Annotated in this window: 19 protein-coding genes and 1 pseudogene; 10 read left to right on the top strand and 10 right to left on the bottom strand. The window is 40.9% G+C overall.

Annotation, left to right across the window (positions count from 1 at the left end):
* The first annotated feature begins 254 nt into the window (after positions 1-254).
* On the top strand, positions 255-1,154 hold the full coding sequence (locus tag NSMS1_RS13690) for an alpha/beta fold hydrolase (protein WP_224094106.1): 900 nt from the start codon (positions 255-257) through the stop codon (positions 1,152-1,154).
* Positions 1,155-1,330: 176 nt separating this feature from the next.
* Positions 1,331-2,335: a serine/threonine protein kinase gene (locus NSMS1_RS13685; protein ID WP_224094104.1), complete on the top strand. Its 1,005-nt coding sequence runs from the start codon at positions 1,331-1,333 to the stop codon at positions 2,333-2,335.
* 141 nt (positions 2,336-2,476) lie between these two features.
* Here the strand turns inward: NSMS1_RS13685 and rimM are convergent, their stop codons facing one another.
* Both rimM and NSMS1_RS13675 read right to left on the bottom strand, forming a co-directional pair.
* Positions 2,477-3,190: a ribosome maturation factor RimM gene (gene rimM / locus NSMS1_RS13680; RefSeq protein WP_224094102.1), complete on the bottom strand. Its 714-nt coding sequence runs from the start codon at positions 3,188-3,190 to the stop codon at positions 2,477-2,479.
* A gap of 2 nt (positions 3,191-3,192) precedes the next feature.
* Positions 3,193-4,476: a valine--pyruvate transaminase gene (locus tag NSMS1_RS13675; protein ID WP_224094100.1), complete on the bottom strand. Its 1,284-nt coding sequence runs from the start codon at positions 4,474-4,476 to the stop codon at positions 3,193-3,195.
* A gap of 533 nt (positions 4,477-5,009) precedes the next feature.
* Between NSMS1_RS13675 and NSMS1_RS13670 the strand changes: the two genes are divergently transcribed.
* Positions 5,010-5,879, top strand: coding sequence for a helix-turn-helix domain-containing protein (locus tag NSMS1_RS13670; RefSeq protein ID WP_224094098.1), 870 nt, complete (start codon positions 5,010-5,012; stop codon positions 5,877-5,879).
* Positions 5,880-5,952: 73 nt separating this feature from the next.
* Here the strand turns inward: NSMS1_RS13670 and gatA are convergent, their stop codons facing one another.
* Entirely contained in the window at positions 5,953-7,413 is a 1,461-nt protein-coding gene (gatA, locus tag NSMS1_RS13665; protein ID WP_224094088.1) for an Asp-tRNA(Asn)/Glu-tRNA(Gln) amidotransferase subunit GatA, read from the bottom strand.
* Between the two features lie 174 nt (positions 7,414-7,587).
* Between gatA and NSMS1_RS13660 the strand changes: the two genes are divergently transcribed.
* The 5 genes from NSMS1_RS13660 to NSMS1_RS13640 all read left to right on the top strand — a co-directional run bounded on the left by NSMS1_RS13660 (position 7,588) and on the right by NSMS1_RS13640 (position 14,020).
* A complete protein-coding gene (locus tag NSMS1_RS13660; RefSeq protein ID WP_224094079.1) occupies positions 7,588-8,463 on the top strand; it encodes a DUF4349 domain-containing protein in 876 nt (291 codons plus the stop codon).
* A 171-nt stretch (positions 8,464-8,634) separates the two neighbouring features.
* Positions 8,635-10,167 (top strand): SagB/ThcOx family dehydrogenase, encoded by a 1,533-nt coding sequence (locus NSMS1_RS13655; protein ID WP_224094070.1) that lies wholly within the window; start codon positions 8,635-8,637, stop codon positions 10,165-10,167.
* A 112-nt stretch (positions 10,168-10,279) separates the two neighbouring features.
* A complete protein-coding gene (locus NSMS1_RS13650; protein ID WP_224094068.1) occupies positions 10,280-11,011 on the top strand; it encodes a carbonic anhydrase in 732 nt (243 codons plus the stop codon).
* A gap of 1,059 nt (positions 11,012-12,070) precedes the next feature.
* Positions 12,071-12,457: a hypothetical protein gene (locus NSMS1_RS13645; protein ID WP_224094060.1), complete on the top strand. Its 387-nt coding sequence runs from the start codon at positions 12,071-12,073 to the stop codon at positions 12,455-12,457.
* 111 nt (positions 12,458-12,568) lie between these two features.
* A complete protein-coding gene (locus NSMS1_RS13640) occupies positions 12,569-14,020 on the top strand; it encodes a hypothetical protein (protein ID WP_224094059.1) in 1,452 nt (483 codons plus the stop codon).
* A gap of 24 nt (positions 14,021-14,044) precedes the next feature.
* Here NSMS1_RS13640 and NSMS1_RS13635 read toward each other — a convergent pair whose 3' ends face one another.
* From NSMS1_RS13635 to NSMS1_RS13605, 7 genes and pseudogenes are all read right to left on the bottom strand, one after another.
* Complete coding sequence (locus NSMS1_RS13635; protein ID WP_224094057.1) at positions 14,045-14,194, bottom strand: hypothetical protein; 150 nt, start codon at positions 14,192-14,194, stop codon at positions 14,045-14,047.
* A gap of 145 nt (positions 14,195-14,339) precedes the next feature.
* Positions 14,340-14,696 carry a hypothetical protein gene (locus NSMS1_RS13630; protein WP_224094056.1) on the bottom strand — a complete coding sequence of 119 codons (357 nt, stop codon included), beginning with the start codon at positions 14,694-14,696 and terminating at the stop codon, positions 14,340-14,342.
* A gap of 76 nt (positions 14,697-14,772) precedes the next feature.
* Positions 14,773-15,162 (bottom strand): beta-lactamase hydrolase domain-containing protein, encoded by a 390-nt coding sequence (locus NSMS1_RS13625; RefSeq protein WP_224095227.1) that lies wholly within the window; start codon positions 15,160-15,162, stop codon positions 14,773-14,775.
* Positions 15,163-15,183: 21 nt separating this feature from the next.
* Positions 15,184-16,238 (bottom strand): IS630 family transposase gene (locus tag NSMS1_RS13620; protein ID WP_224085966.1). Its coding sequence is split into 2 segments (ribosomal slippage): positions 15,184-15,843 and positions 15,846-16,238, totalling 1,053 coding nucleotides; the frame shifts between segments, so codons are not numbered across the junction.
* A gap of 76 nt (positions 16,239-16,314) precedes the next feature.
* Positions 16,315-16,530: pseudogene (locus tag NSMS1_RS13615) on the bottom strand (glutathione S-transferase family protein); the annotation flags it as partial.
* A gap of 173 nt (positions 16,531-16,703) precedes the next feature.
* On the bottom strand, positions 16,704-17,759 hold the full coding sequence (locus tag NSMS1_RS13610) for an aliphatic sulfonate ABC transporter substrate-binding protein (RefSeq protein ID WP_224094054.1): 1,056 nt from the start codon (positions 17,757-17,759) through the stop codon (positions 16,704-16,706).
* Between the two features lie 114 nt (positions 17,760-17,873).
* Entirely contained in the window at positions 17,874-18,911 is a 1,038-nt protein-coding gene (locus NSMS1_RS13605; protein WP_224094045.1) for an NADP(H)-dependent aldo-keto reductase, read from the bottom strand.
* 596 nt (positions 18,912-19,507) lie between these two features.
* Between NSMS1_RS13605 and NSMS1_RS13600 the strand changes: the two genes are divergently transcribed.
* Positions 19,508-20,677: an acyl-CoA dehydrogenase family protein gene (locus NSMS1_RS13600; protein WP_224094036.1), complete on the top strand. Its 1,170-nt coding sequence runs from the start codon at positions 19,508-19,510 to the stop codon at positions 20,675-20,677.
* 260 nt (positions 20,678-20,937) lie between these two features.
* On the top strand, positions 20,938-21,975 hold the full coding sequence (locus NSMS1_RS13595) for an aliphatic sulfonate ABC transporter substrate-binding protein (RefSeq protein WP_224094025.1): 1,038 nt from the start codon (positions 20,938-20,940) through the stop codon (positions 21,973-21,975).
* Positions 21,976-22,042 lie beyond the last annotated feature (67 nt).

Raw genomic sequence — 22,042 nt, 5'->3', positions numbered from 1 at the left:
GGAAATTCATCTTTCCTTTATTTATTAATCCCTTTGTGAAGATAAAACTAACATCCTGTTTTGATAAAAGTTATGGACTATACCAGTTAAATTAAAGAAGCTGTAATTTACATGAATTTCTGTTTTCAAAGCCTAACAAGCAAGACGTAGATTTATCTTTAGGGTTTTTGCTAAAGATATCTCACCTTGTGAGACACATTCTCAGGGTCAAAAGCTTTACTATATAAAGAAATGGTTTAGAAATCTTCATAATAATGACCCTAGATACTCAAAAGTTGCCAGCGATCGCTAATTTTGAGAAACTGGTTTGGACTTGGCGTAATTACAAAATTCAGTACACTGTCATGGGTACTGGACAGCCGTTGGTACTAGTTCACGGCTTTGGCGCTTCCATTGGCCACTGGCGCAAAAATATTCCTGTTTTAGCCAATGCTGGCCATCAGGTGTTTGCTATTGATTTGTTGGGTTTTGGTGGTTCAGAAAAACCTGCAATTGATTACAGCGTAGAGCTTTGGGTAGAACTTTTAAAAGATTTTTGGACAGACAATATCCAACGACCAGCCGTATTTATTGGTAACTCTATTGGCGCACTTATCAGCTTGATGGTATTGGCGCAATATCCAGAAATTACGGCTGGTGGTGTTTTAATTAACTCGGCTGGTGGTTTGAGTCATCGTCCTCATGAATTGAACCCACCATTGCGGATAGTCATGTCTACATTTAATAGAGTAGTGCGATCGCCCATCACAGGCAAATTCGTCTTTAACCGTATCCGCCAAAAAGCCCAAATTCGCCGCACTTTGTACCAAGTGTACCGCGATCGTAGTGCCGTCACCGATGAACTTGTAGATTTACTGTACGCCCCATCCTGTGATCCAGGCGCACAGCAAGTCTTCGCCTCCATCCTCACAGCACCACCAGGCCCCACACCAGGAGAACTACTACCCCAAGTAGAACGTCCTTTATTGGTGATTTGGGGCGCTGATGACCCTTGGACACCCATTACAGGGGTGAAGATTTACGAACAGGCGCAAGAGAACGGCAAAAACATCAAAATTATCCCCATTCCTGGTGCTGGTCATTGCCCCCACGACGAAGTTCCCGATATTGTCAACGCCCAGATTGTTGATTGGTTAAAGACTGTTAACGGTTGACTTTTGACTGTTGAATGAGGGAAACAAGGGAGAAAATTATGGACTATTGACTATTGACCAATGACCAATGACCAATGACCAATAACTAAATAAGGCAGAATGGCAAGTAACAATCTGGGTGAATATTTATAATTTGTGGTTTGCACCTTGACAAAATCAATCTCAGGTGGTGTGTAATGGAGCTTGATGTGCAGAATAAAGGGGCAATTCCCTCAATTCATCATCCAGATTTTTATGCTTTAGGCTATCAAGTTATTCGAGTACTAGGACGTAACCCAGAAGCAGGACGCATCACCTATTTAGCTCATGACTCGAAATCTCAACAACAGGTAGTCATTAAAGAATTCAGTTTAGTTAGTAATAGTGCGGACTGGTCTGTTTTTAAAGCTTATGAGAATGAAGCGGAGATTCTGCAAAAACTGAATCATCCTCGCATTCCTCGCTATCTCAATTCTTTTGCAACTCAGAAAGCTTTTTATTTGGTATTGGAGTATAAAAAGGCTGTTCCTTTAAGCTCAAAACGCAGCTTTAGTCCACAAGAAGTTAAGCAAATTGCTTTGTCAACTTTAGAAATTTTGGTGTATCTACAACAACGTATTAACCCAATAATTCATCGAGATATCAAACCAGAAAATATCTTAATTGATGAACAATTAAATGCTTACTTGGTTGATTTTGATTTAGCGAGGGTACATGGTGCAGAAATAGCCCTTACTAGTTTGGTAGTAGGAACACCTGGGTATATATCACCAGAGGAACAATTAGGTTATCCTCTTTCTTTAGCCTCGGATTTATATAGTTTAGGAGCAACAATAATTTGTTTGCTGACTAATACCCGTTCTGTTGATATTTATCAATTAATGAACAGTAAGGGTTGTTTTAATTTTCAAAAATTAGATTCCCAAATTAGTTTGCGTTTTCGCTCATGGTTAATGGGAATGGTAGCGTCCAAACGGCAATATCGTTATGCAAATGCCGCAGATGCTATGGCTGCACTTAAGCCTATCCACACCACTGGGACTGCTACCGCTATGGAAATCTTAGTTACAGTCCTAAAATTGAAAAGACAAACTGCTGTTTTAGCTTTAGCCATTACTGCAATACTTACAGTAGCAGGAACAACATTGATCCTGTCTCAACAAGGTGGGGTAGCGCAGCAGTTAAAGGAAGCGAGGAAGTGAGGGAGTGGGGAGTAGGGGGAGATGAAGAAGTGGGGGGAGATGGGGAAGAGTTTTTATTTAGGTGATTTAGTTGATTTAGGTGATTTACCTTATTTTTCTTAATCTCCCTCATCCCCCTCATCTTCCTCATCCCCCCCATCCCTAATTCGCTAACTCTAACAACCCAGTCGGGGGAGTAATTTCAATGCGGCGAGTTTGTAAGTCTACTACAGGTGCGATCGCTTTGACAAAGGGTATCAATACAGTCTTGGGTTTTTTGTCTGTAGGAACTGGTTGATGCAAACTCACTTCTAACAAGTCATTGCCAGCCGGGATGATATCAACTACTGTCCCGACTAAATCCCCAGAGGCCTGTAAGAACACTTCCATACCGATTAAATCAGCGACATGATATTCATCTTCGCCTAATTCGGGGCGATCACTTGCTGGCACATACAATATACAACCCCGCAGTTCTTCGGCTTGGTTGCGGTTTTCTACACCAGCCAATTCCACTACATAGAGGTTCTTACCTTCCAGGTAACGACCATATAACAATTCTATGGGTTGGGGTTCAGTCTGCCCTGGACGCAAAATCCATCTAGTCCCAGGCACTTCAAAGCGTTCGGGAAAGTCGGAGTCAGAATAGACTCGAACTTCCCCAGACAAGCCTTGTGGGGCGACGATTTTACCGATTTGTAGCCAGTCGTCGGGGTTGGAGAGTTGGAAATGGGGAGTGGGGAGTGGGGAGTGGGGAGTGGGGGGGGATGAGGGAGTAGCTAATTTTGAATTAATTTCCTCCTGCCTTGTCTTCGACACGCTCCGAGAACTGCCTCCTGTCTCCTGCTTCCTGCCTCTGCTTTGTTTACGCTTCATTTTTAGGCACTAACGGCTGTAGGCTGATAAATTTGTGAAACTGCTTTGGCTAGACGCTGCATACCGATGGCAATTTCTTCATCACTACCAGTGAGACTAATGCGTAGACATTGGTGTTTGTGCTGCCAGTCTTCTTTTAATCCTGGGAAGAAGGTACTACCAGGAACGACAATTACACCTACTTTCTTGAGTTGTTGATAGAGTTCCCAGTCAGTCATGGGTAGATCCTTTAACCACAACCAACCAAAGATTGCGCCTTCACCACGATGGAGGAACCAAGGTAAATCCTTGGGCAGGGCTGCGTCTAAGGTACTTTCTAGAACCGTGAATTTCTGTTGATAAAAGGGACGAATTACTTGTTCGGCTATTTGTACTAAGCTACCGGAGTCAATAGCACGAGCCGCGATCGCCTGTCCATAGCGTGAAGGATGAATACACAGGTTAGTTTGGAAACACTCTAGAACTTGAATTAACTTTTCATCACCGATGGCAATACCAATACGTTCTCCTGGTAATCCCGCTTTTGATAAACTCATGCAGTGAATGATATTATCACCGAACACTGGCTGCATATCTGTGAAGTTTAGCGCCGGGAAAGGAGGCCCATAGGCTGAGTCAATTAACACAGGAACATTATAGGGTGCAGCCAAGGCAGCAATTTTTCTCACTTCATCTTCTGTTAAGACGTTGCCTGTGGGATTGCAGGGACGGGAGAAAATGATACAACCAGTGTTTTCATTTACCGACAGTTGGCTAAAATCAGGGCGATATTTGAATTTGTGGTTAGCAGCATCAATATCTAGAGTGGGTTTGTAAGCCAATAAAGCTTCTGGAAACAAGCTCACACCGCCGTAGCCAGTGTAGTCAGGACTTAAAGGCAGAACAATTTGCTTGAGTTCGCCACTGCTGGCATAACCTCCGAAGGCATTAGCAGCGTAGAAGTAGAGACTTTGACTACCAGGAGTAATTAAAATGTTGCGTTCAGTTAAGTTTAAACCATAACGCTGATTAAAATCTTTGGCGATCGCACTAATCAATGGCCCGTAACCTTGGCTAGAACCATAGCGACAAACTACTTCGCCATATTCAGAACTAGCCAAAAGTTCTGCTGTCGCATCCCGCCACAACTGCTCTACTTCTGGTAGTATCAACGGATTACCCGCGCTCAAATTAATTAAATCCTGCCCTCCTCCAGACTGTAACGTTTCGATAATGTCCTTCATAATCGCTCGTACACCAGTCAGGTTGGACATTTGATCGCCAATTTTAGTTAGGGCAGGGTTCATAAGCTTAAAACTACAGATAATTGAAGGGTTGACAAAAATATGAGCCTAATGCGGCAGACAGATATCATTTTCCAGGTTTGCCGCCTGTAACTAATGTACCAATCTCAGAAAAAAATGCAATTTTAGTTAGTGTACAAAAAAGTAATGAACAATTTTTGCAACCACCATTTGATATATAGCAGAAGGTGGGGGGAGGTGAGGGATATGAGAGAGATGAGGGATATGAGGGAGGTGGGGAAGATGAGGGAGAAATTTCTACTCATAACTCAGCACGCGCTAAACGCGCCGCTACCGCTAACAGCACTCCTTACTCATTTGTCTGAGTTGTATGCCATCGTTACTGCAAATCTATTTACATAACCTACTGACAAAGTATTGTCTATTTAGCAATAGAGTTTAATATTCTGCGTTCGGAATTTACTATTAAAATTAAACTGACTACAAAATTTATTCATAAACATAGTAACAATATTTACTGCACCATTGTCCTCTCACTGAGGTATGTAAACGTTAGCTTATTCTAGGAGAAGAGTGTGAACCTATTAAATGAGGATCAAGAACAACAACTTAAAGAAATAAGTAAATATTTGCTCCAGGTAAGACAAGAAAAAGGTATCCGTATAGAAGAAGTAGCAGCTAAAACAAATATTAGACTATATTTCCTCCAAGCTTTAGACGCAGGTAAATTTACAGAATTACCTGAACCTGTGTATGTTCAAGGATTTATTCGTCGTTATGCAGATATGTTAGGTTTGGATGGACAGGCTTTGGCTAAAAGCTTTAATCTCAACGCTGCACCTGTCATTACTCCAGAGTTTCATCATGAGGAAACTGAACACATAAGAAAAAGACCCAATATCAGGATTCCTCTTTTTGTTCCTTTCATTGTACTAATAGCAGGTGCAGCGATCGCACTTATTTACACGCTCAATCCCAAACTCATCACTCAATCTTTCGCCAAACAAGACTCAGCAGCGACTAAGCCAGTTCAAACCGAACCTTCACCGCTTACAGTCGCACCTCCAGCAGCAACACCAGACGCAACAGTCGCCAACCTACAAAATTCCACCTCATCACCCATAACCCCACCATTAAACAATAGTGCCATAGCCACCCCATCACCCACACCCAGCACCGCAAATAATCCTAATGCACCAGTAGCAGTGACCTTAGAACTCCAAGGTAATTCATGGGTACAAGTGAAAGCCGATGGTAAAACAGAGTTCGTCGGGGAACTGACTAAAGGACAACGCAGAACGTGGACAGCAAAAAAACAGTTAACTGTACGTTCTGGTAACGCCGGCGCTGTACTAATTTCTGTCAACGAAAAACCCGCCCAAATTTTAGGCGCTAATGGTCGTGTGAAAGAGGTAACATATACGCCGGGAGTTGTTAGTCAATAGTCAACAGTCCAAAAGTCCATAGTCCATAGTCCATAGTCTAAAATCTTCACTGCTGACTGTTGACTGTTGACCACTAAGAAATTTTCGGCTGACTTAGATGCCAACTAGTAGACTGTTCGTAAGCGTAGGCTACTTGTAATAGTTGGTCTTCTCTAAGGACTTTACCAATTAGTTGTAAGCCAATTGGTAAACCTTGGTCATCAAAACCACAGGGAACGCTTAAACCGGGTAAACCAGCTAAGTTGACGGGAATAGTCATCAAGTCATTCAAGTACATACTGATGGGGTCAGCAGTTTTCTCTCCAGCTTTGAATGCGGTGGTGGGTGCTGTGGGAGAAACTAAAACATCCACATTTTTAAACGCATTATCAAAGTCCTGCTTAATCAAAGTCCGTACTTTTTGGGCTTTGAGGTAGTAAGCATCGTAATATCCAGCAGAAAGGGCGTAAGTACCAATCATAATCCGCCGCTTGACTTCTGCACCAAAGCCAGTGGCGCGGGTACGTGTGTACATGGAAAGGAGGTTATCGCCTTCCGGCGCACGCCAGCCGTATTTTACGCCATCGTAACGGGCAAGGTTAGCAGAGGCTTCTGATGGGGCGATAATGTAGTAGCTGGGTAAGCCATAACGGAAGTTGGGACAAGAAATTACATGAATTTCCGCGCCTAAATTTTGTAATTGTTCAATTGCTTTGGTAACGGCTTGTTCGACAACAGAGTCTAAACCTTCACCAAATGTTTCTTTGATTACACCAATTCTGAGTTTACCTCTAGCTTTGAGGTCGGGTTTGAGGCTGGCTACGTAGTCAGGGATATCTACTTTTAGGCTTGTGGAGTCTTTGGAATCATAACCTGCGATCGCCTGTAACAATATCGCTGCATCTTCTACAGAACGAGCAAAGGGGCCAATTTGATCTAAAGATGAAGCAAAAGCTACCAAACCATAACGCGAAACTAGACCATAGGTTGGTTTTAGCCCTACCACACCACAATAAGAAGCTGGTTGACGGATGGAACCACCAGTGTCAGAACCCAGTGACACCACACATTCTTCCGCCGCCACAGCCGCAGCTGAACCTCCAGAAGAACCGCCAGGAACTCTTGATAGATCCCAAGGATTCGCCGTATTGTAATAGGCAGAATTTTCCGTAGAACCACCCATCGCAAACTCATCTAGATTGGTTTTCCCAACCACTACCGCCCCTGTATCCAGTAGCTTTTGTGTCACAGTAGACTCGTAAGGCGGCACAAAATTTTCCAACATCTTCGAGGCGCAGGTAGTAGGGATACCCTTAGTACACATATTATCCTTAACGCCGATAGGAATCCCCGCCAAAAGCCCAATTTCCTCACCTGCGGCAATTTTGGTATCCACAGCACGAGCCTGTTCTAACGCCTGCTGTGCCGTTATATGTAAGAAACTATGTAGTTTCGGCTCTAGATTTTGAATACGGTCTAAAGTTTCTTGGGTAATTTCAACGGCAGAACGTTCTTTTTTAACTAGCTGTTCGTGCAACTCGCGGATGGATGCCATGATTGCTCTCTTAGTGACTCAAGTCATTGATTTTAGTACATATTGGGTGGGATTGGTCACTTGTCATTGGTCAACAGTCAACCAAACTAGACGTTACATAAAATGCAACAATCTCAGGTTTAGGATTTGCCTCAGCAATACTTGTAGTTAATTCCAAGTATCTGGGGTTGGATTATGCAAAATGCTGGTAAATTAATACATAAGTCTGGTTTATTGCTGAGTGTGTTAGTAGGGGGAGTGATTTTCACCAGTTGTGGTTCTGCTCCTCCACCTGAAAGTCAAGCGTTAGCACCTGTACCTGCACCCGCACCTGGGGCTGCTGATAATGTAGGACAGAAAGTCCAAGCTGCACAAGTTCCCCGTTCTCGTCCGCAACTTATTAAAAAAGCGGCAATGACAGTGATTGTCAATTCGGTAGATAAAAGTATTGAAACTGTTACACAAATTATCAATCGCCAACAGGGAGACTTAATAGGTTTAAATGAACAGCAACCTACAAAAGAAGACTCTCGTCATACTGCCTCAATCCAGCTAAGAGTACCACAGAATTTACTGGAATCAACTTTAGAAGAATTGGCTAAATTAGGTACAGTAGAAAACCGTAATATCACAGCAGAAGATGTTGGTAGCCAATTGGTGGATTTTCAAGCTAGGTTAACCAACCTACGTAAAACTGAGGCGAATTTACAAAAAATTATGGATCGGGCAGGTTCGGTCAGAGATATACTAAGTGTTGCCCAAGAACTCAGCAATGTAAGACAATCTATAGAGCAGATTTATGCTCAATTAAAAAACTTACAAAATCAAATCGCCTACTCAACTATTACCCTAAAGCTAGAAGCTGCTGTCTCTAGTTCCAGTCCCCAACGCGGTGTGAGTTCACAAGTCCAGGAAACGTGGAATAACTCTACCCAGTCTTTGGGCAATTTTACTGTTGGTCTACTCAAATTGGGTATTTGGTTAATGGTTTACAGTCCTTACTTGTTAATTCTAGCTGGCGGGGGTTATACCTTCTACCGTTGGCGGCGGAATAGGGTGATTAGTCATTAGTCATTAGTCATTAGTCCATAGTCCATAGTCCATAGTTAGTAATTATTGTGGCTTCTGCCTCCTGCTTTCTATACAATCGTAATTTTACGGAATGTACCAATTAACACTAAACAATAGGACTGATGAATGCCAAGATCAAAATGAGGATGTCATAAGGGTATTGAAAGTACTATGCCAGAAATATACCAGTCGATCGCTCAACATTATCACGAACGTACTAAATATGACCCTGAGACCCTTGCTTCTAAAAGTCAGAGGTTAGATTGGGCTAAACAACCAGTGCCGTTTAAGGAGTATAAAATCGGTTCGGCTATTGACCTCAAGCCCTACTTACAAGAACCACCAGAGGCATTCGTTAATGATTCTCATGGTCAGTGGTGGCAAAGGCTTTCGCGGTTGCTGTTTCGCAGTTATGGGTTGACAGCAAGAATGCCTTCTATGGGTAACACGGTATACTTACGTGCTGCGCCTAGTGCGGGGGGGTTGTATCCGGCTGAGGTGTATGTGGTATCCCGTGGTACGCCATTATTAGCGCCAGGGCTGTATAACTATCAATGCCGGACTCATTCCTTGATGCACTATTGGGAAAGTGATGTTTGGCAAAGTTTGCAGGAGGCTTGTTTCTGGCATCCGTCTTTGGAAAGTACCCAATTAGCAATTATTGTCACAGCCGTTTTCTATCGTTCAGCGTGGCGTTATGAAGACCGGGCTTACCGTCGCATTTGTTTAGATACGGGACATCTTTTAGGTAATATTGAGTTAGCATCTGCGATCGCTGATTATCGTCCTCACTTAATCGGTGGTTTTATCGATGAAGCAGTCAATGATCTACTGTATATTGACCCGTTACAAGAAGGTGCGATCGCTGTCTTACCCTTAGCAGACTTATTAGATATTAAACAAAATTTACCACGCAGTTGTACAGCCCTGCCCTCAGCCACAGAGACAACCTACCCACAAATTCCCGATGGTGAACTATTAAAGTATTTTCATCGCCATACCCAAATTTCCCCAGGTGTCACTGGCAAACTGAATTTACCAGCCGTTAAACAAGAAAAATCATTAGAAGATAAATATAATTTCCCTTTTTGTCTAAAAATTCCCACCGTCACCACACCCATATACTGGGGAGAAAAACTGGCTGACTTGGAAATGACGATGCACAAGCGCCGCTCTACTCGTGCTTACAATGGTGAGGAACTAACTTTCGATGAACTCAAAGCCTTACTAGACTTTACTTATCAACCCCAAAATTATATTGACCAAAATTTAGATAATTCCCCAGATTATTTTGATCTAAATTTAATTGAAACTTTTATTGTTGTGTGCGGTGTTAAAGGACTAGAGGCTGGTTGTTATTATTACGCACCCAAAGCCCAAGAATTAAGACAAATTCGCTTTAAAAACTTCCGCCGAGAGTTACATTTTCTTTGTTTAGGGCAGGAACTTGGCAGAGATGCCGCCGCAGTAATTTTTCATACATCTGATTTGAAATCTGCGATCGCACAATATGGTGATCGTGTTTATCGTTATTTACACATGGATGCTGGACATTTAGGACAACGTCTTAATTTAGCAGCAGTTCATCTAAATTTAGGTGTGTGTGGTATTGGTGGCTTCTTTGATGACCATGTGAATGATGTTCTTGGTATTCCTACTGATGAAGCAGTAGTTTATATTACTACATTAGGAAGGACAAGATAAAACAATCAAGCAGGGCTGTATTTGCCAGTAAACTTTTAAATATGACACATCTCAAGAGTATGGAGAGGTCAGCATGAGTTTAAAAAAGATCAAATTATTTTCAGCAGTCCTGTTGTCGGTTAGTGGTATAGTAATTGCCAACAGTATGGCGATCGCCGACAATCAAAAAAGTATACAGTGGGGCTATACAGGCCACAACAGCCCTGAAAATTGGGGATCTCTGTCTCCTAGTTATCAAATGTGCGACATCGGTAAAAATCAGTCGCCTATCAATATCACTACTTCAGTAGACGCAAACCTGCCGTCGATTAAGTTTAATTACAAAACATTATCTACGGAGATTCTTAATAAAGGCCAGACCGTACAGGTGAATGTCGAATCTGGTAGCAGCATTGTGGTGGATGGAGTCACCTATGCACTTAAACAGTACCACTTTCATACACCAAGTGAAAACCACATTGCAGGTAAAAGTTTTCCCCTGGAAGCGCACTTCGTTCACGCCGATGCTAAGGGCAACCTAGCTGTTATAGCTGTAATGTTTGCAGAAGGGAAAGCTAATTCTCAACTAGCCGAGCTTTGGCAAAAAATGCCGATGAAAGCAGGTGAAAATTCTGTACTTAAAGGAGATGTAAAAAATCTTCACAGCCTTCTCCCACAAAATCAGGAATATTACCGTTTTAACGGATCTTTAACAACACCACCATGTTCGGAAGGTGTCAAATGGATGGTAATGAAAGAACCATTAACCGTTTCCAAAGAGCAGGTAGAAAAATTTTCACTTGCCGTAAACGGAACTAACAATCGCCCTGTGCAACCGCAAAATGCACGCATAATCATCAGATGATCATGCAATAAAGCAAAACCTTTTGAAATATTAGGACTTACCGATAAAAAAGAACAATTAAGGATTTAGACAAGGGTAAGTAGCTCAGTGTTAAAAATTATCGCTATGGCAAGGCAGGAGGCAGAAGGCAGGAGGCAGGAGGGAAGAGGGTTATAGCCTTGTTTACCTTTCTTAACTTAGCTTTGTTTTTTCCCACCGACTTACTTATAAGGGTATAGAGATATAAAGTTTTTGAACTCCTTTCTACACCCTTATACCCTGTCTCAACAGCCAGCTTGGTGCATAGGTTCTAAAATAATAAGATTTTTCTTTCCCACCCAACAGCACATTCTACTGCTGGATTTCTTTTTTGCTACTGAATTTTATAGTATTCAGATTGTATTACTTATAACTAAAAACCTTATATTTTCAGGTTTATGTGTATTTCTAAAATAGAAACACTACTGTAATAGTACGGTTAAACTCAAATTTATTGATTCATTCATCTCACTAAATACAGAGAAGCTACAGATAATTCAGAGGAAGATTTCACCATAATTAATAACAGATTTCAGTAATGACGAATGAATTTATAAAGGATAAACTGTATTTTCAAAGAGATTACAGACAGGTAAAGAGCTGAATTTGCAAGACATAGAGTTTTTGTAAAGGTTAGAGTTCAGTAGTCCACTCATATTAACCGTAGTGTTCCCGCTACGGTTTTTTATTTATTATGTGCATATACCCCAAGAATATTTGCAACATATAAATTGGCTGTAAGGATGCACGTTTGTAATTCGTAATATAAGACCAACAAATGCAGATACTCAAATCTATACTACGTCTGGTTTTCTTAATTTTGAATTTTGAATTGGTATAAGACCACATCCCAACAACAATTATTTTTTAGACATATCAATAAAAGATATTAACTACTGACAGTAGATTTATTTATTGTGAAAAATACTAATTATTGTTGAAATTACTGTATCAGCGTTGTATTAATTTATAGTGATTATACAGCACCAAAAAATAACTTTTATTAATATAAATGAAATATAGTTATTAAATGTAAATTAAATGTTTTTAAAACGATTAAGTGGATTGATGATAATTACTTCATTATCATTTAGTGGTATGGCGATCGCCCAAACAAAAAAGAACAGTTTTTATCTTCCAGTGGGCGCGGATAGTCATGGTTTTCCCATTTCTTTGGATTTGTCGTCTATAGAAGGAACTAATTACACGATTGTCCAAAAACAGGGTGATGGTATAGTTACGAGAAGATTTTATGCAGCCTGTAATGAGGGTAGATTATTCTCGAAAAAATTATCTATTTATGCACCTAATGGCAAGTTAATTAATGAGGATAAAACTGAACAGGAACTTTTTCCCAAGCCTAAAACTGCTGATGCAGCTGCTATGGAAATTATTTGCCGAGTAGAAACTAATCGCAACAATAATTAATTATCTGCATAGCCATAATTCCCAATTTCTTTAAGGAGTTGGGAATTTTCATGTTGAAACTTTTAAGATGTTTCAGCAGTCTGATTATTTAAAGTATATGAAAAACAAACAATGTCTCCTACTAGTCAAGGCATTCCAGGTTTGCCTGATTTAACGCATCCATCAGAGCTAATTCAGCTTGGTTCCCAATTAATTACAGCTTCTCTATTATTAGTATTTTTAGTCATAGCGTTGGGAATTGCGATCGCTCTTATGAGTTTCGCTTTGCGCCAAAATCAGTCACAACAAACTATCTTTATTGGTGAGTGGACAATTCGTTACTCTCAAATCTTACAAGGATTGCAACATTTAACTTTAGTATTAATCTTACTAGTAATAGGATTTTTCCTCTCATCCACTTTAAGCAATCGTTATCATTATTGGGAACAAGCAAAAGTTGCTCAAGTCGCTCAAAGTGTGGCTGGAGATAAGTTAGAACAAATTGCGCCGCAAGTGCGTTATGTTACGCAAGAACCATACACTTATACTACCCAAGTTAACGGCAAAATCACCAAAGTCCAAGATACGCAGCAAGTGAACCGCTTTCTAGCGTTGTCAGGGTCACAAATTCAAGTAAAATTGGAACAAACTACAGATGTGCAAGGACGTAGTGCAGTTTATCGGGTAGATTACACTGCTGATTACAAAGTAGTTAATCGTCTCAAAGATATTAAAGATTTTTTCTTTGAAGCACCACCACTAAACGGTTACTCATTATTGTCCAACTATAAAGTAGAACGCGATGGGCTACGCCCCGCCGGAGGCGATGGCGTTCCGCCCAGCGTAGCTGATCGCACTAGGCTAGAACCAGTTAACCCAGAAAATTACAGCTTTGCTTTCCGCCTAGAACCAGGACAAGAAACTAACTTGCGTGTCACCTATCAGGCGCAAGGGGGGCCGCGCTGGGTTTACAATAGCGCCGGACAGTTATTATCTAACTTTCGCCTCACAACAGTTGCTAATTTTGCTGGTGCTGATTTTGCTAGTGGTGTTGTACCCAAAGAAACGAAGGTTGACGGACGCAGCACTCAATACACTTGGGTATTCGATGATAACGTTTCTGTAAAAAACCCGTTTGGGGTATTTACTAATACAAATCCTATTCGGCAAACAGGAATTATTCCCCGTTTATTATTACTAGCACCATCATTATTTTTATGGTGGATATTGCTACTATATTTATCTCTGCCAATGAGTTTGAAGAATGTAGCGATCGCTAGTAGCATCTACTTTGCCTGTCTATTAACCTTAACCTACCTCAGCCGCTTCATGGATGCACAGTTAGCATGGACAATAATTTCCCTTGTCCTACTCACTTTAACCTGGGGTTTGGGTTCTACTCGTAGTGCTTCCCTCGCCGCCATTATCTGTACCATTGCTGGTGGAGTATTGCCTGTTTTGGGGTTACTAGTACCCTACAGTGGTCTTACCCTCAGCATTGCAGGTTTAATGTCTGCAATTTGGTTGGCGGTGCGTCACTGGTATAACTGGTATATCTGGCAACCAGAAGATAGTAAAAAGTGAACTTTTGTCAGCTTTTCCTTCACCCTAGTTTCGGAAAGCATTAACTACTTTATCAAGTTCCTGTGCGATCGCTAACAAGACTGCATTAGGAATCAAAATTTCGCCAAATTGCTGACGTAAGAGTTCAATCTGATCCACAATCGCCAAGTTGAGTATTGGTGAAGTGTTACTCACTATGGGCATAGCTTAAGTCATCATTCAATTCTTAAAAACCATAATGCCGAAACATACCACGCCGAGAAAGTAATTGCCCAAATTCATGGTGAAATTTGCTGTAAGTGTTCAAACAATCACGAGATTAACAATTACAAATTAACTTTTATCTACATTGATTAATTGCATTAGTAAAAGTCCCATCCCACAGAGGTGCAACATTTACCTTGGATGGGATGACACCAGTCTGTGCAAAGGTATCTGCTACCCTTTGTTGAGAGGCGATCGCTTCCTTAGATATGGGTACAATTTGAGAACGACGTTGTTGTAACCCTTTTTTTGCATCATCAAGGACAAGCTTGACATCTACACCAATGGCTTGTGCATAGGCTTTAGACCAAGTTTCTAAATTTTTGGCGTTGGCTTCTCGCCAATTTTGGGCTTTTTTTAGACGACAAACAAAGTCACCGATGGCGGCTCTTTTATTTTGATCAGCGATCGCGCCAGGAGATGCGAAAATCAAACCAATTAAAATGTAGTCTCAATCGTGGAAACTTCATAAATAGATTTTATGTTTGATAATATTAGCTATAAAAAGATTATTTCAGAGGGTATTTATCCAGTAAAAATTGCTTGAGGTGTGGTTGTTCTAAATTCAGTCCTATTTCTTGAGCTTTTTGTACAATTTGCTCATAAGTGAATCCTTGATTAATAGCCTCAGCAATTAAAGTAATACCACCAGCCCTAGCTCCACCAGCACAATGAACTAAAATTGGCTTAGGTAAATTATCAATTTCTTGAATAGCTTTTTGTGTAAGTTCTGGATTCGCCTCTGAAGGCTTGACAGGAATATTGGCATATTCCAATCCTGCTGCTTTAGCTTGCTGTTGTTCATCAGTTAAAAAACCTGCTTCATCAGGAAAGCGTAAATTTAAAACTGATTTAAAACCATCGTTTGCAGCTTGTTGTAAGTAAGTCGTGGAGAAAATTTATAAGTATGTAACAAAGAATTAAGCAGAAGAATAAGAGTTAAATTTTACACGTTGCGTACTGTAGTTTCCCTTTTCTCCTCTATTTTGAACTCCATCAATGACAGCATAGGCAAGGTCTAATTCATCCTCAAAACTTTGAGAAGCTAGTTCATTTTTTTTCAGGTGTTGCCACTCCAATTCAATTGGATTCATCTCTGAGCAATATTTAGGTAAAAAGAAGATGTACAAACCCATCTCTTCCCACTTTGTCCATAATTGCTGAACTTCTTTGCACCGATGTATCGGGCCGTTGTCCTGAACGATGACTCTGATACGACCTGCTTTTTGGGCTTCAAGTGCTTCAAGCTCCATCATTTGAATATAGGATTTGCGTGAAACGCCACCAATCACTAGACCGTACACAAAACTAATTAGGGGTTGAAGAAACCCAATAATACTTAACCTTCGACCCCGACGCTTACTCTGCTCCAGGCGTTTTTGCTGACCTCGGAAGTAGTAACTGTAACTGGGTTCACTCCAGGCACAAAACCCTGATTCATCCATATACTTTAAATCGATTTCTCCAGCAGCAGCAGATAATTCCAACATCTCTAAGTCTGCCTGTTTGATTTGCTGCAATACTTTGTCTTGCTTTCCTTTGTGGCTTTTTCTAGTTCGCTTCCAAATGACCCCCTTTTTTTGAGTACCTGCCTTAACCAGTCAGGACTCAATTTCACGGAGCGTTCTTGCTCTAATTTTTGGGCTAATTGAACACTATTATATGTACGTGGTTCTTGCTCCAAGCATTTTTCTAAGAACGCCATGTCAGCTTCTGCCCACCTTGATTTTCCTCCCCGCCCTGCTTTCTCCCACAGTCCTTCTAGACCTTGTTTTTCCCATCTATGCAAAACTTCTCTTACTGTTTGGGCAGTCCAGTCAAAGTGATCTGCTATCTTCTCTACGTACCAACCATGTGCGCTTAATCTGATCACTTCGGCTCGGTCTTTCACTTTCTGGGGTACATCTGCCGTTCTCAGGTTGAACAAAATTTTATCTTGCTTAGGAGTCAGAAATACCCTTAAACGGCTGCCCATATCCCTGTTACCTTGGTAGACACATTTATGTATTTACTTATCTTTACACACTTTGGTTTTTTCACCTTGTTCTACTTAGATACTCGTTAATAATTGCTGACTCCCATACTCTTTTATCCCCATGTACAAGTGCAGGCACTTTTCCATAAGGAGAAATATCAGTAAAGTTAGCAGGCTTATTCTGTAAATCAATTTCAGTCAGTTCAAAGTCGATGCCTTTCTCTTGCAGAACAAGTCTTGTCCGATGAGCATAAGGACAAGTAACTGCACTGTAAATTTTAATGTCAGCCATATTGAAATTCCTTTGTAAATAGGACTTTTTACGCGACATTGGGAAATTGTTTCAGGCAAAATCCCAAATCTTCAATTGTTAGTATTAGGGGTGTAGGGGAATAACACTAACGAAACTTTGAATAGGCCAGAGTTTTTGTCTTAACTTTGCTAGAGTCATGGTTTAGCACTTCACTAAGATTGAGGGCAGAGTGAACTACGCACATTTACCTTTTTCTCTACAATTCCCTGTTCTTGTATCCAATTAGCTGCATCTTGCAAATCGTTAATTACTTTTTCATCTAATGGCAACACGCCATCCACAGGGCGACGTTTGAATGTTTGGTTAACAACGTCTGACGGTAGTTCTGTCACTTTTTGGTAGAGTTTTTGAGCCTCTTGGGGATTTTGATTCAACCATTCCGCCTCTCTAGAGAGAACAGCAATGACCTCTCTAATTGCTGCTGATTTTTCTTTTAATGCGTCTTTATGCACCATGTACAACGAGTAGTGTGGGACAGTATCAGGTAAGGGAATTTGTCTAGCTTTGTATTTCAGTTCGGCTGTAGCTACCCAAGGGTCCCACACAGCCCAAGCATCAACGTGACGTGAAGCCCAAGCTGCTAGTGCTTCATCCGGCTTCATGTAAACACGTTTGACTTGCTCTTTGGATATCTTTTTCTTTTCTAAAAGCTTTAATAGTAAATGTTCACTAATCCCACCACGATTGACAATAACTTTTTTGCCAACGAGGTCATCAAAAGTACGAATGGGGGAATCTGCATGAACAACAATACCTTCTGAGTTTTTATTAGCTGGACGATAGGCAATAATGCAGGCATTAATCCCACCAGATAAGGCGGATAAACCAGCAATATCACCACCTGCACCCAAATCTGAACTTCTGGCATTAATAGTTTCTAGAACTGGTGCAAAGGAGGGGAAGGTTCCTACCCACTCAATCTTGATATTTTTGGGGGCAAGTTCCCGTTCTAAAGTCCCCCGGTCTTTAACAATTGCTGATAAGCTACCTTTGATATAGCTAATTTTCACTACTGTCGGTTTTTGTAATGCAGTAGTTTGACTCTGGTCACTTACAGGTTTGATATTATTAGCAGCGTTTGTAGTAGTTGGGTTACAGCCAGATAGTAATAAACTCAGGCAAGATTGGGCGATTAATAAATAGGCTATAGTCTTTCCTGAACCTTTCTGGCTATTAGATAGCCAACGGTTTAATTGCTTCATACTCATTAATATTTATTAATGGTAATGGATAATTGGTAATAAGTAAGAATTGCTTCTCAGTTACTAATTACTTCTTACCAATTACCAAATTTATTAGTGGCTACTCACCACTCACCACTCTTAAGGCGCAGGATTAGGTGATTGTAAATGTACTGCATCTATTTCATCTAGAATCTCTTTATCTAGAACTACATTTACGCTTTCTATGTTCTCTTTGAGTTGTGCTAGGGTTGTTGCACCGATAATTGTGCTAGTGACAAACCAACGACTCCGCACAAATGCGATCGCTAATTGGGCAGGGCTAATATTATGGCGTTTAGCAATGTCTACATAGGCTGCAACTACTTCGCTCACTTTTGGTTTGAGATAACGTTGCCCAAAGTTTTGGAATAGTGTGACTCTAGCTTTCTCTGGTTTACCATGCAAATATTTACCAGTTAAAAAACCAAAAGCCAAAGGACTATAAGCGAGTAAACCAATATTTTCGTAATAAACTGCTTCTGCCAAAGCACCATCAAATACTCGGTTGAGTAAATTGTAAGCATTCTGAATGGAGACAACTTTAGGTAAACCTAACTGTTTAGCAGCATTACTAAACTGGGTGACTCCCCAAGGTGTTTCATTGCTTAAACCGATATAGCCAACTTTACCAGCTTTAATAATATCGGCAAAGGCTTCTAGCTGTTCTACTATGGGTACTGATAGTTTTACCTGGGTGGGATCAAAGACTGTTTGTCCAAAACGCGGGACGTAGCGATCAGGCCAGTGTATTTGATATAAGTCAATGTAATCAGTTTGTAATCTTCTGAGGCTGTCGTCTACGGCTTGTTTAATATTGGCATAGTCTATTGCTTTTGCTCCACCACGCACCCATTCAAAGCCTCTACCGGGGCCTGCAATTTTTGTAGCAATAATTAATTTATCTCGTTGCTGATGCTTGAGCCATTCACCAATATAGGCTTCTGTTTTGCCATAGGTGTCTGCACCTGTTGGTACAGGATACATTTCCGCCGCATCAATAAAATTGATTCCTTGGGCGACCGCATAATCTAGCTGTTCATGGGCTTCTTCAATAGTATTTTGCTTACCATAAGTCATGGTTCCCAAGCAAATATCTGAAACTTTTAGATCACTTTCACCAAGTTGGTTATATAACATAATCTTTGTCTTTTTCTTGAGTTCAAGTCTATGAAATTTTGACTTAAATTGGCTAATTTGTGAAGCTCTAAAATGAGAAAATATTGAGTTTTTTTCAGCAAATATAATACGTACCCAAGATAATCATTTCTTACTTGAGCGACATTCAGAAAGGGGATTCTTTCTCTCAACTTGATGTTGAAAATATTTATGACGAGAGGATTGTATTACTAATAATAAGCCAAGTTACATGTACAGTAAGCTCCTTGTCAACACATATTACTGTAAATCTATTGTTTAACCGTAGTTAATGAATATAGTTGTTCATTATTGCATAGATTAATCAGATAAGTAAGCTATTGGTCAAGTAAGAGAAATTAGAAAAATGTATTGTTCAACACTTGCTTTTATCTATTTTTTGTGAAATGCTCCTTTCTAGAATATTAGAATACGCTAATTCGACGTGTTTATCGTAGATTTTATTAGATAGTCTTAATATTTTAATATTCAGGACTTAATAAATATTCACAAAATCTAACTAATTTTGTATTTTGATTCCTCAATTGAAGTAGAAAAACACAAAAAATATTCTGTAAACCACTGCATCATGAAAGTCTATGCCATCAGTTATTACCGAAACCCAAGACTATATCAAATTAGCTGCTTCTTTAGTCCCTGTGTTTGCCCAGACTGCTGTAGAAAGGGACAAACAAGGGGGAACAGCAAAGTATGAGCGATCGCACCTCCGGCAAAGTGGTTTACTAAAACTTATCATCCCCAAAGAATACGGCGGACTGGGTGAAACTTGGATAACTACACTCCAAATCGTGCGGCAATTTGCTCAAGTAGATAGTTCCATCGCTCATTTGTTTGGTTATCACCATTTGCAAGTGATTACGCCTTATCTTTACGGCACAACAGAACAAGCAGAGAATTACTACACTTGGACAGCTAGACACAATTGGTTTTGGGGAAATGCTCTCAACCCCCTAGATAAGCGCCTGACTCTCAGCAGTGACGGCAAAAACTACCGTCTCAACGGACTCAAGAGCTTCTGTTCTGGCGCTCAAGATTCCGATATGCTGACAGTTTCCGCCTTACCAATAGGGGAATCTAAACCTGTAGTAGTTGCCATCCCTACTTTCAGTTATGGAATCACCATTCATGATGATTGGGATAATATCGGACAACGGCAAACCGATAGCGGTAGCGTTTCCTTTGCTAACGTTTTAGTAAAAGAATTTGAGATATTAGCAAATCCAGAATCAATTGGTACTCCCTTTGCTGCACTGAGAATTTATATTTCTCATCTAGTCAGAGTCAATATCTTACTAGGAATTGCCTTGGGTGCATTCGCTCAAGCCAAGGAATATACCACCACAACAACCCAACCTTGGGTAAATTCTGGAGTACATAGTGCTACAGCAGATCCTTACATCTTGCAGACTTACGGCAAACTGTGGGTAGACTTAAACGCTGCTACTGTTCTCAGTGATGAGGCGGCGGAGAAATTCCAAGCTGCTTGGGAGCGGGGTAGACAACTAACAGCAGATGAATTTGGCAAAACTGCTATAGCTATTTCCACGGCTGCGGCTTTCACTACCAAAGTAGGCTTAGAGATTACAAACCAAATCTTTGAACTCATGGGCGCTAGAGCCACAGCCACAGAATACGGCTTTGATCGCTATTGGCGCAACCTCCGCACCCTCACCCTCCACGATCCCCTGAGTTACAAGATTCAGGAAGTTGGGAAATGGGCGCTTAATGGCGAGTTTTCCCAGTTTTAGAGATGAGGGAGAGGAAATTTAGTATATCCTTCTCTTGCTTCCCTCTCTCCCCCCATCTTCTCGCACTCCCCCACCTCTCCTACTCCCCACTCCCTTGCATTTTCCATTAGCCTGTGATAATTTTTACTTGTTATTTAAACAACGGTTTGCCGAGCGACTTGCCGATGTTTATATGACTGCTATCACAGCTCAATAGGCGGTAAATCGAGAGTGCTGGAGTTTATCTCTAGACTCTCATCCTTATATTAAGGAGTAAAAAGTTGTTGATACAGTTTTTAATTTCACTTAAGCCCTCAAGCCAAAAGTTGAGCGCTCTAGTTTTGACTGGCGCTTGGTTGAGTTTGGCTTTGTCTAGCTGCGCTTCTAATAATTCTCCTAATCCTACAGCTACGACTGTAAGTAATACTACGCAAGAGCAAAGTAGTGTAATTCGTTTAGGATATCAAAAGGGTGGTCTGATTCCGATCGCCAAACAACGAGGCGAATTAACCAAGGAATTAGCGGCGCAAAATGTTAAGGCAGAATGGGCTGGGCCTTTTGACCGTTGTGCTTCTTTGTTGCAAGCAGTGACCGCGAGAAAGGCTGATGTGGGTAGCTGTGGTGATATTCCAGGGTTATCGGCGATCGCCGCAGGTCAGGATTTATGTATCGGTGCTGTACAACGTCCTCGACCTGAATCTTTAGGAAGTGCGATCGTTGTCCGAGGTAACTCCCCTATTCGTAAACCTGCTGATTTGATTGGTAAAAAAGTCGCTGTCAATCAAGGTGGCGCGGGAGAATATCTCTTACTCAAAGTGTTGGAAAAAGAGAAGATTCCTAAAGAAAAAGTCCAGTTGGTTTATCTCGGTCCCACTGATGCAGCACCAGCACTTTATCAAGGTACAGTAGATGCTTGGGCTGTTTGGGAACCATACATTTCTGTTGCCATATTAGAACATGATGCAAGACGTATCACTACTACTCATCCTGCACCAACATACGGAGTGATGCTTGTGCATAATGAAACAGCCAAGCAAAGTCCGCAAGCAGTGAAAGCGGCTTTTGTCGCTTTAGGTAAAGAAGCCGAATGGTTGAATAGTAATCCTGATGCAGCATCTGAGTTTTTAGTTAAGGATATTAAGATTTCCTCAAAAGTTGCCAAACAAGTAACTGAAAACCAAGGGCCACAATACATTGTGACACCTGATGCTAATGACATTGCCAATATTCAAAAAACGGCTGATTGGCTGCTAGATAAAAAAATTCTGCCAAAAAGGGTAGATGTTGCATCTGTTGTCTGTCCTACTGTTAAACAGTAGTTAGTGGTCATTAGTCATTAGTCATTAGTCATTAGTCAACAGTCCATAGTCAAAAGGCAGTTGACAG

The organism is Nostoc sp. MS1 (genome assembly GCF_019976755.1).
Lineage (GTDB): Bacteria > Cyanobacteriota > Cyanobacteriia > Cyanobacteriales > Nostocaceae > Trichormus.
The sequence above is the reverse complement of the archived record's forward strand: the minus strand, read 5'-3'. Positions and strand labels throughout refer to the sequence as shown.

What these genes read in the sequence shown, in the direction of transcription:
- NSMS1_RS13690 (WP_224094106.1), top strand. Translation starts at nt 255, where the DNA reads ATGACCCTAGATACTCAAAAGTTGCCAGCGATCGCTAATTTTGAGAAA.
- NSMS1_RS13685 (WP_224094104.1), top strand. Translation starts at nt 1,331, where the DNA reads ATGGAGCTTGATGTGCAGAATAAAGGGGCAATTCCCTCAATTCATCAT.
- rimM (WP_224094102.1), bottom strand. Translation starts at nt 3,190, where the DNA reads ATGAAGCGTAAACAAAGCAGAGGCAGGAAGCAGGAGACAGGAGGCAGT.
- NSMS1_RS13675 (WP_224094100.1), bottom strand. Translation starts at nt 4,476, where the DNA reads ATGAACCCTGCCCTAACTAAAATTGGCGATCAAATGTCCAACCTGACT.
- gatA (WP_224094088.1), bottom strand. Translation starts at nt 7,413, where the DNA reads ATGGCATCCATCCGCGAGTTGCACGAACAGCTAGTTAAAAAAGAACGT.
- NSMS1_RS13660 (WP_224094079.1), top strand. Translation starts at nt 7,588, where the DNA reads ATGCAAAATGCTGGTAAATTAATACATAAGTCTGGTTTATTGCTGAGT.
- NSMS1_RS13655 (WP_224094070.1), top strand. Translation starts at nt 8,635, where the DNA reads ATGCCAGAAATATACCAGTCGATCGCTCAACATTATCACGAACGTACT.
- NSMS1_RS13645 (WP_224094060.1), top strand. Translation starts at nt 12,071, where the DNA reads ATGTTTTTAAAACGATTAAGTGGATTGATGATAATTACTTCATTATCA.
- NSMS1_RS13640 (WP_224094059.1), top strand. Translation starts at nt 12,569, where the DNA reads ATGTCTCCTACTAGTCAAGGCATTCCAGGTTTGCCTGATTTAACGCAT.
- NSMS1_RS13610 (WP_224094054.1), bottom strand. Translation starts at nt 17,759, where the DNA reads ATGAGTATGAAGCAATTAAACCGTTGGCTATCTAATAGCCAGAAAGGT.
- NSMS1_RS13605 (WP_224094045.1), bottom strand. Translation starts at nt 18,911, where the DNA reads ATGTTATATAACCAACTTGGTGAAAGTGATCTAAAAGTTTCAGATATT.
- NSMS1_RS13600 (WP_224094036.1), top strand. Translation starts at nt 19,508, where the DNA reads ATGCCATCAGTTATTACCGAAACCCAAGACTATATCAAATTAGCTGCT.